The 13,273-nt window shown below is 37.2% G+C and carries 11 protein-coding genes; 6 read left to right on the top strand and 5 right to left on the bottom strand.

The features are described 5' to 3' along the window. Positions 1 to 67: 67 nt before the first annotated feature. The 3 genes from gap to Q4597_RS08055 form a co-directional block, all read right to left on the bottom strand. Positions 68 to 1,057, bottom strand: a complete 990-nt coding sequence (gene gap / locus Q4597_RS08065) for a type I glyceraldehyde-3-phosphate dehydrogenase (protein WP_303405730.1) — start codon at positions 1,055 to 1,057, stop codon at positions 68 to 70. A 202-nt stretch (positions 1,058 to 1,259) separates the two neighbouring features. Continuing rightward, positions 1,260 to 1,706: a DUF1348 family protein gene (locus Q4597_RS08060; protein ID WP_215439303.1), complete on the bottom strand. Its 447-nt coding sequence runs from the start codon at positions 1,704 to 1,706 to the stop codon at positions 1,260 to 1,262. A gap of 54 nt (positions 1,707 to 1,760) precedes the next feature. Beyond that, positions 1,761 to 2,321, bottom strand: coding sequence for a TetR/AcrR family transcriptional regulator (locus Q4597_RS08055; protein ID WP_303405727.1), 561 nt, complete (start codon positions 2,319 to 2,321; stop codon positions 1,761 to 1,763). 493 nt (positions 2,322 to 2,814) lie between these two features. Between Q4597_RS08055 and Q4597_RS08050 the strand changes: the two genes are divergently transcribed. The 3 genes from Q4597_RS08050 (at position 2,815) to Q4597_RS08040 (ending at position 7,350) form a co-directional block, all read left to right on the top strand. Beyond that, positions 2,815 to 3,951 (top strand): cell envelope biogenesis protein OmpA, encoded by a 1,137-nt coding sequence (locus tag Q4597_RS08050; RefSeq protein WP_303405726.1) that lies wholly within the window; start codon positions 2,815 to 2,817, stop codon positions 3,949 to 3,951. A 172-nt stretch (positions 3,952 to 4,123) separates the two neighbouring features. Then, a complete protein-coding gene (locus Q4597_RS08045; RefSeq protein ID WP_303405724.1) occupies positions 4,124 to 5,983 on the top strand; it encodes a PorP/SprF family type IX secretion system membrane protein in 1,860 nt (619 codons plus the stop codon). 725 nt (positions 5,984 to 6,708) lie between these two features. Then, a complete protein-coding gene (locus Q4597_RS08040) occupies positions 6,709 to 7,350 on the top strand; it encodes a response regulator transcription factor (RefSeq protein WP_215439307.1) in 642 nt (213 codons plus the stop codon). A 141-nt stretch (positions 7,351 to 7,491) separates the two neighbouring features. On the opposite strand, the gene lpxD is transcribed toward Q4597_RS08040, so the two are convergent. Beyond that, positions 7,492 to 8,487: a UDP-3-O-(3-hydroxymyristoyl)glucosamine N-acyltransferase gene (lpxD, locus tag Q4597_RS08035; RefSeq protein WP_303405721.1), complete on the bottom strand. Its 996-nt coding sequence runs from the start codon at positions 8,485 to 8,487 to the stop codon at positions 7,492 to 7,494. A gap of 282 nt (positions 8,488 to 8,769) precedes the next feature. Further along, positions 8,770 to 9,723: a 23S rRNA (adenine(1618)-N(6))-methyltransferase RlmF gene (gene rlmF, locus Q4597_RS08030; protein WP_303405719.1), complete on the bottom strand. Its 954-nt coding sequence runs from the start codon at positions 9,721 to 9,723 to the stop codon at positions 8,770 to 8,772. Between the two features lie 172 nt (positions 9,724 to 9,895). Here rlmF and Q4597_RS08025 point away from each other — a divergent pair, with 172 nt between their 5' ends. From Q4597_RS08025 to Q4597_RS08015, 3 genes are all read left to right on the top strand, one after another. Beyond that, on the top strand, positions 9,896 to 11,194 hold the full coding sequence (locus tag Q4597_RS08025; RefSeq protein ID WP_303405717.1) for a DUF2254 domain-containing protein: 1,299 nt from the start codon (positions 9,896 to 9,898) through the stop codon (positions 11,192 to 11,194). Between the two features lie 152 nt (positions 11,195 to 11,346). Next, positions 11,347 to 11,979, top strand: a complete 633-nt coding sequence (locus tag Q4597_RS08020) for an NAD(P)H-dependent oxidoreductase (RefSeq protein WP_303405715.1) — start codon at positions 11,347 to 11,349, stop codon at positions 11,977 to 11,979. Positions 11,980 to 12,057: 78 nt separating this feature from the next. Next, a complete protein-coding gene (locus tag Q4597_RS08015; RefSeq protein ID WP_303405713.1) occupies positions 12,058 to 13,248 on the top strand; it encodes a DegT/DnrJ/EryC1/StrS aminotransferase family protein in 1,191 nt (396 codons plus the stop codon). The last annotated feature ends 25 nt before the right edge of the window (positions 13,249 to 13,273 follow it).

The raw sequence follows: 13,273 nt of genomic DNA, 5'->3' as shown, positions 1-13,273 counted from the left end.
AAAAACAGGTCAAACTATAAAGCTTGACCTGTTTTTTGAAATTGAATTATGAGTAATTCAGTTCTATTTATAAACTCTGTATTTGGCGTATCATCTGATTGGTGAAACCCCATTCGTTATCGTACCATGCCAAAACTTTGAGTAAATCGCCATCCACTACTTTGGTAAGGGAAAGGTCTGCAATGGAACCATAAGGGCTTTTAATAATATCGCTAGAAACCAAAGGCGCGTAAGTGGTCTGTAATACTTTCTTATAACGGTCCGTTTGTGCTTCTTCCTCCAATATGGAATTGATTTCCTCTGCGGTCACGGTTTTTTCGGTTACAATAGTAATGTCCGAAATAGATCCAACCGCAACTGGAACACGTACCGCCATACCATCAAATTTACCCGCATATTCTGGTAATGCTTTTGTGGTTGCTACGGCAGCTCCCGTGGTGGTAGGTATTAGGTTATTAATACCTGAACGTCCCATTCTAAAGTTCCCTTTGCTGGGAGAATCTACCATGGCATTAGAACTGGTATCTGCATGTATGGTAGTCATTATAGCCTTTTTAATACCCACACGACGCCCTAAAATTTCTATAATAGGGCTAATGTTATTGGTGGTACAACTGGCACAGGAAAAGATACTGGTCTTACCATCCTCAGAGTTAACACCGTGAACAACAGTTGGTATTTCAGGACTTTTAGCCGGACCTGAAAGCACCACAGTTCTGGCTCCGGCTTTGATGTGCCTATCCGCATCGTCATATTTAGTAAAAATACCGGTACTCTCAATTACAACGTCTATATCCAGTTCTTTCCAAGGGAGGTCTTCTGGATTTCTTTCGTTAAAGAATTTAATGGCGTTGCCATCTACTATAAGTTTACCCTCTTCAAAATCAACCGATTTTTCAAATTTACCATGAACACTGTCAAACTCCAATAAGTAAGCAATGTTCTCAATACTGGCAATATCATTTACGGCTACTACCTCTAATTCCGGAGTTTCAAGTAATACTTTTAATGCGGTACGGCCAATACGGCCCATTCCATTTATAGCTATTTTTTTCATAGTCTAATTTCTATACTATTAGTTTTTAGGTTTAGTAGACAACCATTATTTATTGTATGTCATCTACACTCTGTTTGTCGTAAATGAACCCTGAAACCAACAATCTCTTCGTTAAATTGAAGTTAATGCCAGGGTTTTGTTTTACGATTCCATAGTACAGAATAGGAATGCAAATGTTGCGCTCAATAAAATATTTTATGTGTTATAAATCTTGTAAAATATTATGTAGGTCTTGAGATATAGGTCTTGCACTATCTTCTATAGAAGAATGGTTGATTCTCATAATACATTTTTCTATGAGTCCTTCTTCATCAAATTCAAAGATTTCGTTTCCATAGGAGCAAAACCATTTGTTATTTTCAATTCTGTAGTCATAATCAAATTGAACCGCTATGCTTTTATCCGTATGGGCCATATAGGTTTTAGTTACTTCAAAATCCAATTCTTTCTGCCATTTGCGTTCAAGGAACTCTTGAACTTCTCTACGGCAGGATAGAAGGGTAGATTCGTTAACATACCAATTGCAGTCCATGGAGTATATCATGGAAATTTGGTGAGGGTCTTTTGTACTCCAAGTCTCTTCAATTAAATGAACTTTTTGCTTGGCTGTTTCTAGGGTGAAGGGTGGGTTTTGTAGTAGTTGTTTCAAAATGCGTTGGTGTTAGTTCTACAGATTGCTCTGTATGATAGTTTTACATAGTGTTTAACGGTTTAATAATTTTTCACAAGCTTTTCTGCCGGCCAAAATGGGCCAATTATTTTTTTGGATTTGAGAAAGGATAATAGCTCCTTCCCATAGTACTAGAATTTCATCGCTCAATTCCTTAATATCCATCTCATTTGATTCGGCTTTATTTAATTCATTATATACAAGTTGCCGAATTTCATTTTTGTTCATATAGACCATCTCTTTAATAGAGTTCTGATCTTTTGGGATATCCGTAAAAATATTCTGAAAGCCACATCCTCTGTATCCTGATTCCTTTAACCAGTCAATTAAAAAATCAAACATGGAAAGAACCGCATCTGCGCCAGGCTCTTCTTTGTCCATATTACTCTTTAAAAGAGACATCACCATTTTGTGCTGCCTTTCCAAATACGCAACGGCAATAGCTTCTTTAGATTTAAAGTGCCGGTACATACTATCTTTTGATACTTCGGCGACTTTTAAAATCTTATTGATTCCTGTTTGGTTATACCCGTCTTTGTAAAACAATTCACAAGCCGTTAATAGTATCTTATCCTTTACGGTTTCTTTTCCCATGAATTAAAGGTAGCAGGACTATTATAAACAGACAAGTCTGTACGCTTCAACAAAAGTAGGAAAAATATTAATATGCTACACTATGCTACTTGTTAAAATTTTTACACTTGTTCTTTTCTGAGTTGATTTTTAGTCCTTTAGTGATTTTTTGATATGAACACTCTTTTAAAGATTACTAGTAGTTACTAGTAATAAAAATGTTCTTTAATCTGATTTTTTTGCTCTTGAACCGTAAAAAATGCAGTTTATCGATGATTTTAACATAAAAAAACGCGATTTAAGTGAAAACCTATGAATTATTACTAAGTATAGATAGGAGAGTTTTATAGAACTTTGTCGAAGATATTAACCCCTAATCGAATTTATTATGAAAAATGCGCTAACTTACAATGTGCTTTTTGCCTGCGTTTTTTCGTGCTGTTGCAGTTCTATGGACGCTCAGTATTCTAGTAGTAGTAATGCTACCGAGATTCACCAGGCTAACAACAAGAGGATGGAAAATTATCAATACCTTAAAAAACAAGGATATAAGGATAAAGCCATCTTTGAAGACTTGGGTAATGCCAACTTCTTGAACAAAAACTACGATACCGCCTTGTTCTGGTATGATAAGTTAAAAGAAGTAAGCAGTACCGGCTCTTTAAGTAAGAATTATCAGAAGCGTTATGACTACGCTATGGCCAAATATCAAAATATTGGATCAGCTACCAGTTCCGATATGAATGATTGGGTCGCTCAAATTGAGTCTGATTATAAAGTAAAAAAACAAAATTCTAAAAATTTTTTAGATCAACCTTTAACAGAAAGGTATAGAGAATTAGATTTTCAACGTAAGGACGGTCAGTTTATAGTAGATGACCAGACCATAGTTGAGAATGAACTTAGGACTTTACTAGGTGAGGAGACCGAAGATCATAATGGGTATAAAATGCCCGTTGCCGTAACTCCGGACGGACAGACGGCTTACTTTAGTAAAAAAGTGAAAATAAAACCCTTGTACGGTGTTTTTTCCAAAAGTGAAGAGGTACATAAAATCTTCAGGGCAGATAAAGTAAATGGTGAATGGAGGAACCTTAAAGAAGTTGCCGTAGCTCCCAAACATGCGTCTGCAATGCATCCTTCTATATCATCGGACGGTAAACGTTTATTCTTTGCCTCCAATATGCCAGGAACTTTTGGTGAGTATGATATTTATGTATCTGCGATCCGTAAAGACGGTAGTATGGGTGTAGCCAAAAACTTGGGTCAAAAGGTAAACACTAAAAAAGATGACCTGTATCCTAATGTAGTTGGTACCAACACATTGTTCTTTGCTTCCGAAGGAAGAAAGGGCCAGGGCGGACTGGATGTTTATATGACACAAGTTGGTCAAAAAAGTGTAGACCTAGCCGTTAATCTTGGTAGCCCGATCAATAGTGGTGAAGATGATTTTGCCATATCGTTCACATCGGCCAATGGTAAAGGCTATGTAATGTCTATCCGAGGGAACAATAAATCCTCGGTTCAGAAAGTAGCTTTCACCTATGCCAACAAAAGACGCGTAGAAGACGAGGGCGAATATAGAGCGCTAGAAGCTTTTAATGTAGATTCCAAAGCAACGTATACTTCCAATTTGTTTGAGGAAGATTAATAAAAATGGGGGATAAGATAAAGCCGGCGATTACCGTCGCCGGTTTATAACCCAAATTTAGGTAATCTAAATGTTCTAAGAAATGCGGACATCTACCACAAGAGTTCCAAATTTCAAAACTATAGAATTCACCGTATTACCACAGTTTTCAATAATCCCAAATATCACTACCATGAGCCACAAAAAAAATAATATCAACACAATTTTTCTGCTCCTTTTACTAGCTACCATCTTTGGTACGCAGTCTAACTACGGACAAGAAGCAGTTACAGAGATCAATACTAAGAGCACCTATCACAACCAGTTGTTCTTTAACAGATTTTTGATCAACCCAACGTTTTCGTTGGTTAGAGAGAACAAATCGTACATAAACATTCTTCACAGAAACCAATATGCTACGTTTGAAGATAATAATCAGAACTACTTTTTAGGTTTTAGTAACAAACTTAATGATCATGCTGCATTAGGAATTAGTGTATATAGCCAATGGTCCGGGGTTGTTCAGGAATTTGGGTTCAACGCCAATTACGCTACGGCCGTAAAATTAGGAGATGAGAGCAAATTAACTTTTGGCACGAACATAACCTACTATACAGAAGGGCTAGACCAAAATAGAATAGTTGTAGCAGATACGGATACAAAAATTTCGGATGCTAAGAAGGAAAGTAAGGTAGCGGTACAACCAGGGGTAACCTTGTCATTGGGCGGGTTTGATTTTGGACTTTATGCAACTGATCTTTTTAAATATAACCAAACTACCAATGAATTTTTAACGAACTTAAGTACCAAGAGTGTAAAAGCTTCGGTACAGTATTCTCACCAGTTTTTGGCCAATAGAGGTCTTTTTGCCAACGCTCGTTTAATGCCTATGGTTCAAGTTGGTAAGAACAAGGATGGCGGATTGGGATATGTAGGTTCTATATTGTTGGACTTGCCTAGCTACGGTTGGTTTCAAACAAATTTTGATGATGATTATGGCCTTTCCTTAGGTTTAGGTTTTAACCTTAGTAAGCGTATGTCCTTGGGGTATTTGTTAGAAAAGGATTTAATGACAGATGATGCCGATTTAGGATGGAACCATGAGGTATCCTTAGCCTATACTTTTGACAACCATGGCTCTAGTATGGACACCTTTGCAGATGGTTCTGAAGATGCTAAAGTAGATCGTATCGTAAGAAATTATGAGGAACAGATTTTAAGATTAAAGGAAGAGAGTAAAAAGAACAGTCAAAGAAACAATACATCTCTGGCAAATAGAAGCTTTAAAAATACAATTTCTACCGAAATAGAGGATGAAATGAGCGGTATGGCTTACGAAAACAGATTGATTTTGGATGAGATGATTTTAAGACAAGACTCTATTGATGCCGCAAGAGATGCCGCTTTTGAAGAACGCTTAAAGTCTTTGGTAGACGTATTGAAACAAGAAATTAAAGAGAACCTAAAACCACAAATTGAAGAAGATGTGGAGCCTGTTCCACCAGAATATACGGCTTTAGCTGCAAATACAGAAAACAATACTTCTAAGAAAACAATAGCTAAGCAAGACAATGAAGCAAGATTTAATGATGTACAGGATTTCTTGGCCGCCAATGACACGCAAATGTCAGATAGTACTAAAGAAGTAGAGAAGACTGTAGAAGTAGTGGCAGAGACTCAAACAAAGCCAATTGTAGAAGAAGGCGCAGATAAGAAAGAAATTAAGGATTACGTAAAGCTTCCTATCAAGATATTGAACCAGTCAGATATAGTGGGTGTAAAGTCCGGATATTACGTAATAGCCAATGTTTATAAGAACAAAAAGTATTTAAATGCCTTTATGGAGACTTTAAAGGAGCAAGGTCTTAACGCTAGACAGTTTTACAACAAAGAAAACGGTCTGCACTATGTATACTTGGCAGATTACAATTATAAAGAAGATGCAAAAACAGCTTACGTTTCCAATTTAAACGGAAAATACAACGACGAAAAATGGATTATGCAAGTAGATGATCATTCTGCAGTAGTGAACAACATGTATGAAGATCAATAACAATATTAACTTATGGTTAGTGGGACCTGATTTTTTGGTAGAAAATTAGGCTATAAACAGCGGGGGAGGCTCCGCTGTTTTTTTTGTTTTTTACCACTATTTTAATAGGTTTCACACCTTTTTTAACTCTTTTTTTGATTTTTAAATATCGATAATTGGTACGAAATTACCGATATAATGCAATGAGATAGGGACTTTAGCGGTAGTTTAACGAAAATGGGCGATCATACAGTAAGCGCATAGGAAATAATTCTTAAGTTTGATTATAATCATACCAAAAGTAACCTATTTATTAATCCCCAAATCTCACAAACCATGTACCATTATTACCTACAACAGCACTACAAGCAAAGCACACTTGATCACTTCATAAAAGTGCAACATCTCTGCGTCTGATAGAGATAAAATTTCAAAGCAATCATTTTAGGTTTTAGCGCCTTACCTACAGCACTAAAACATAACGATTCACCCAGCGTATAGCGCGTATATCTGTTTTAGCTTTAAACTAAGACCCGGCAGAATACTGTCATAACCATAGGTCTTTTTCTAAGCTTTAAAAGAATGGATAACAAAATCTCTTGATTTTTTAATCACAGGGAAAGAGCCTTCTTACGCCCAAATTTGAAAAAAATGTCGCTTTACCGAGCGATTATCTATTAATAGTTAACCCAAATTTAACCAGGTATTCTGTTGGTTTTCAATAGATACCAAAAAATCCCACTACCATGGAATCAAACATTTTAAAAATTATCGTGATCGATAATGATGTAACATCGCATGAATCTTATGAAATGTATTTTAGCTCTTACACGGAGTATTCTTTAAAAGGAATCTATACTTCGGTTAAAGAAGCTTTGGCAGATTACGACCGTATTTCTCCGGATATTATTTTTTCCGAGGTTTCATTGCCGGAAATTAATGGCATAGAAGGTATTCGTCTTTTTAGAAAGAAGGATCCTAAGGTAAAGATTATCATGCTCAGCGCCCAGAACAATTTTGACTTGGTGAAAAAAGCGTTCAAAAATACCGCAAATGGCTACCTATCCAAACCGGTGACTGAACGCGCCCTTTATAATGCCCTAGACTCGATCAAGTCAGAAGGCGCTACCATGAGCAATGATATTATTAGTCAGATCATTTCAAAGTTTCAGCGTAAATCCAATGAATTTTTCTCAGAAAGAGAAAACCAGGTAATAGATTATTTGTGCCAGGGAGCCACATATAAGACCATTGCCGAGAAATTATTCGTTACCGCAAGTGCAATCAATTTTCACGTGCAGAACATCTATTTAAAATTAGATGTCAATTCCAAATCGGAAGCACTTAGAAAGTTACAAGAATTGGAATATTCCAATGCACTGGTATAAAAACAGGAATAGTTGCTTTTCCTTGGAGGTTCAATAGGAGGACCTCCAGCTTATAAAGAAAGCTTTACATCTTGTATGTAAAGCTTTTTTTTAATGAAGTCTTTATTTGGATATTAGGCTTTCTTTTTACTGATAAACATGCTATTTATTTCTTACCAACCTTCTTATGGAAGCCCATTCTTTAAGCATATCCCTAGCATCTTGGGCAGGGTAGCCCAGAACGGTTTTTCCTGCTTCTACATCGTTCATGACACCGGACCCGGCCCCAACGCTTGCTCCGGAATGTATAGTAGTGTGATCTTTGATTGAAGCACTGCCCCCAATGATAACACCATCTCCTAATGTAACAGATCCGGCAAGTCCGCTATGTCCGGCCATTATACAAAAACGGCCCATAACGCTATTATGCGCTATTTGAACTAGGTTATCAATTTTACAACCATCTCCAATAATAGTGGCACTAAATTTTGCCCTGTCTACACATGAATTGGCACCAATTTCAACATAATTTCCAATGATTACATTTCCTATTTGAGGTATTTTCACCAGTCCTCGGCCATCATCACTTGGTCTATATCCAAAACCATCTGCGCCAATGCTTACATTGGTATGAAAAATACAGTGACTGCCAATAACACAGCGTTCGCGTATGACCGTTCCTGACCAAACTGTTGTACTGTCTCCAATTAAGGTTTCATCAAATACGCATACATTAGGGTACAAAATTACATTTGCCCCTAATTCTACATCTTTGCCTACGTAACAATTGGCTCCAATTTTACAGCCATCACCAATTTTTGCGGTTTCATGTATAACGGCGGTAGGATGTATGTCCGTATCAAAACTGGGAGTAGAAGGTTTGAAAAGGGTTAAGATTTCGGCCATTGCCAAATCCACATTTTTTACCCTGATAAAGGCCCGGTTATCTCCGGGTTCAATGGTAGATTTTGGACATACAAGTGCCGCACAGGCATTTGAGGTAGCCCAAAATTTAGAATATTTGGTATTTCCTATAAAGGTAATTTGATTGTTATTCGCTTTTTTTATTTCTTCAGGACCTTCTATTTGTTGACTGGTTGAGCCAATTAATTCGCCTTTTAGAATGTGGTTAATTTCACTTATTGAATAGGATGTCATTGGTTTAAGGTTGGTTAGTTATTAATTAAACAGAAAAGTGAAATCAATATTGCTTTAAAAGCAAGGATGTTACTGTTGGTTATTAATTCATAATTAGTTATTTAGCAGGTCTTTAGTGTAATGTTGAGAGGACTTGGCCATTGAATTATCAATTCTAGGTGTTCTGATAATTCATAGCGAATATACAATGTGATAAACATTGCTATTTGTCACATTTTCACGGGAATATAGTCAAAAAATAGTTGGTTGATGATAAAACTATCGATTAGAAATCAATATTTGTTACCATCTACTCTTTTGCCATTGGTCTTGTTCTTCAGCCGAAAGAAAGTTCCAGGCAACAATTCGGCTAGATTTATTGCCAGTTCCCATAGGGATTGTTTTAACAGTTTGTGCCTCAACTTTTTCCAATAATTTATAAATCCGCTTAAGGTTGGATTCTTTTGATACTAAAGTTGAAAAAAGAAAACAGCTCTGCGCTAATTTTCTACTTTCCCATATCATATTTTCTATGAACCTTGCCTCGCCACCATCATAAATGAGTTCGTTTCCAACCCCGGAAAAATTGAGTTCTGGTGTTTTTACCTTTTTTCCGGAAAGGTTTTTGATTTTCCTCCGTGTTCCCTTTTGTGCCTCCTCAATTGAAGAATGAAAAGGAGGATTGCTTATGACCAAGTCAATTTGCTGTTCTGGGGAAAGAACCCCACGAAAGATATCCCTGGCGCTCTTTTGTAATCTACATTCAACTTTTCCTCTGAGCGATGGGTTGGAACTAACAATTTGCTTTGCCGATGCAATTGATTTTGGGTTAATGTCCGAACCAAAGAATTGCCAACCGTATTCTGTAACTCCAATAATAGGGTAGATACAACTGGCCCCAATGCCTACATCAAAACAAGAAATTTTTTCACCAGTAGGTATTGTTCCCAAATTAAATTTGGCCAACGCATCTGCAATGTGGTGAATATAGTCCGCTCTTCCGGGAATGGGAGGGCATAAATTTTCATCGGGAAATTCCCAGTTTTTAATACCGTAATAATGGTTCAGCAAAGCTGTATTCAAAACTTTTACCGCACGCGGATTGGAAAAATCTATGGATTCCACCTCAAATTTATTCGGCTTTATAAAGCTTTTTAACTCTGGGTTGGATTCTTTTAAGGCTTCTAGATCATATCGTTCCCTATTTCTGTTGCGAGGGTGTAGACGCGCTTTTTCTGCTGATTTTTCTGAGGACATGATTTACTTTAGAGTTATAAAGATTTTCAATAGTGCCTAAATTTAATAGCATATTTACGCATATTGTTGGTTGTTAAAGTGGCAAGATATAAATAACGGGCCAACTTTTTGGATTGGGTTACTTTAATAATATTCAACAACGTAAAAAGGGCGCTAAAATCTGACTGTAAGAATGAAAAGAATTATAAAATTTTTACAAAGAACATATAGACATGTGTTGCGGAGTATTGCTTTTTATCCAGTCCTTATTTCTGTATTATGCGTCATCCTGGCGATTTTGGCTTTAACGGCCGAAAATTGGGAAGTGGTAAGGTCTATTAAGGATAAGGTGCCTTATTTGTTTATTCAGGATTATGAAACGGCCCGTTCTATTTTATCGGTTTTTATTGGAGGGATAATTTCACTTACTGTATTTAGTTTTTCAATGGTTATGGTTGTGTTAAGCCAGGCATCATCCAATTTTTCACCCAGATTACTTCCCGGACTGGTTTCTAACAGTAGACATCAATTTATTTTAGGTATGTATGTTGGTACGTTGCTTTACTGTATCATTATCATTACTTCTTTGGGTGCTCGTGGTATAGATGCAGATACTATGGGGCTTTCTACCATGTTTGCCGCAATACTTTCGTTAACCTGCATAGGGTTGTTCGTTTATTTTATACACAGTATTTCAGGAGCCATTCAAATTCAGAATATAATCGATAAAATTTTTAAAAGGTGTAATGCTTATGCAGATAATGTTTTAATGAATGCCGATACAAAAAAAATAGCCCTGCAATATGTTGATACCTCGGGCTGGAAGGTCTTAAATAGTAACAAGACCGGTTATTTCAGGGGATTTGATAGCAAACTGCTCCAAAAGTCAATTGAGAAACAAGAAAATCAGATTGAGGTTCTACCATACCTAAATAAACATCTATGGGAAGGAATGCCCATATTAAAAGTAAAGGATACAGTTTCTGACGAGGAGATAGAAAACTTAATGTTCTGTCTGGATATTTCATCTGACCGTCATGAGGATGATAAAGGTGTAGGAGGGATGATTAAATTAATGGAAATTGCCGTAAAGGCTATGTCTCCAGGTATTAACGATCCGGGAACGGCTATTGATGCTATTGCCAAATTAGGAAGGTTGTTGCGTAAATATCTGCAATTTCCGCATATAACTTCACAACCCGTAGAGAATGGTAAATGCGTTTTAATATATCATAGTATAACAGCTGCGGAACTAATGCGCACTTTGGTACAGCCCATAAGGTTATATGCAAAACAGGATAATACCGTTATGCATGAATTAATAGGTGCACTCCATTTTGTAACTAACGGCGCCAACATTTCGGACGAAAATAGAAAGGTTGTGTATATGGAGCTTGAAAATCTAAAAGAGGATATTAAATCGAACATTGGTAACGAGACCGATAAAAACCAACTTCTAGCGCTTTATGAAAATGGAATAAACCAATTTTAGACAAGGTTGGAGTAGATTGGGCGGTGTTTTATAATTATCCTATTTTTGCGAAAGATTGGCTAAGAAAACATAGTGCACCGTTGTATGTATGCTTCTACCCATAATAGGGCCAATTATCATTTTCCGTCAAAACGGAAACTAAATAAAGTAATTTGGATTCTATAAAATATTTGGAGTGGCGTTATGCCGTAAAAAAGTTCGACTCGGAAAGAATACTTTCAGAAGAGAAAATTGAATGTTTAAAACAAGCTTTTAACCTTACTGCAACTTCTTACGGCCTACAGCCCATATCCTTGGCCGTGATACACAATAAAGACCTTCAAAATAAACTGGTTGAGCATTCTTTTGGTCAACAGCAAGTTGGGCAAGCGTCTCATGTCTTGGTTATTTGTATTCAGAATGACATAAACGAAGATTATATTAATCGCTATTTTGAGCAGATTAGAAAGGTAAGGGGAACGAGCGATGAAATTTTAAATCCGTTCAAAAATGCTATGATGGCTGATTTTTCTAAAAAAGAGGTACATGAAATAGAGCAATGGTCTAAAAACCAAGCGTACTTGGCTTTGGGAAATCTTTTAACGGTCTGTGCCATGGAAAAAATAGACTCGTGTCCTATGGAAGGTTTCATTCCTTCCGCCTATGACGATATGCTGAATTTAAAGAAAAACGGACTCACATCTGTTCTGGTACTTCCCGTGGGATATAGAGCTAATGATGATATGTTTTCGGAATTTAAGAAAGTACGCAAGAATATAGAAGAAAGCATCATTGAGATAAATTGATGTTTTTTCACCTAACACCTAACACCTAACACCTAACACCTAACACCTAACACCTAACACCTAACAACTAGAACACATATGCCAGGATTTGAATTATTTGGAGACAAGGAACGCCAACAGGTAAACGACGTATTGGATTCCGGAGTGCTCATGCGTTACGGTTTTGACGGAATGCGTAAAGGCCACTGGAAGGCACTTGAACTGGAGAAAGTCCTTGCTAATAGAATGCAGGTGAAACATGCCCAATTGGTGAGTAGTGGTACCGCGGCGTTAACCGTAGCCTTGGCAAGTGCTGGGGTTGGAGCTGGTGATGAGGTCATAATGCCCACATTTACTTTTGTGGCTAGTTTTGAGTCTATTTTGGCCATTGGTGCCGTTCCTATATTAGTTGATGTAGATGATACACTGGCGTTAAATCCCAAAGCGGTAGAAAACGCCATAACGGAACGAACAAAAGTGGTTATGCCTGTACACATGTGCGGTTCTATGGCAGATTTAAAAGCCTTAAAGTCCATTTGCGACACACATAATTTGTTATTACTGGAAGATGCATGTCAGGCAATAGGAGGTACTTTTGAAAACAAACCTTTAGGCAGTTATGGAGACTTAGGTTGTTTTTCTTTTGATTATGTGAAAACCGTTACTTGTGGGGAAGGTGGTGCAGTTATAACCAACAACGACGAATATAAGACCAATGCCGATCATTATTCCGATCATGGTCATGACCATGTAGGAAAAGATAGGGGAGCGGAAACCCATCCGTTTTTAGGGTATAACTATAGAATTTCAGAATTGCATGCGGCCGTAGGTTTGGCCCAAATAGAAAGGTTGGACGAGTTTCTGGCTATTCAGAAGAACAATTATTCGGTTTTGAAGGAAGCTTTACAAGACTTGGCCAATGTAGAATTTAGAAAAGTTCCAGAAGGAGGAGAGGAGAGTTATGCATTCCTAACGTTCTTTCTTCCGGATGCCCAAACAGCAAAAAAAGCTCACGCGGAACTAGGAAAAGCAGGAGTAGACGCCTGTTTTTATTGGTATGATAATAACTGGCACTACTATCGTGAATGGCAACACTTAATAGAGAAAAAATCCTTGGGGAAACTACCGGCTGAAGTGTACCGGCAATTACCAGATTATTCAAAATCCGATTTTTCAACATCGGACCATTGGGTAGGTCGTACCGTTTCTTGCTTAATCAAATTAGGGTGGTCCCAAGCGGAGGTTAAGCAACGCGCTCAAAAAATGCGAGAGGTAATTTCTAAGCTTTAATCTATTAATTGAATAGCACGGAGCA

Origin of the sequence: Zobellia sp. 1_MG-2023 (assembly GCF_030549125.1) — a bacterium.
GTDB lineage: Bacteria > Bacteroidota > Bacteroidia > Flavobacteriales > Flavobacteriaceae > Zobellia > Zobellia russellii.
Note: the sequence above shows the minus strand (reverse complement) of the source record. Positions and strands in the feature narration are given on the sequence as shown.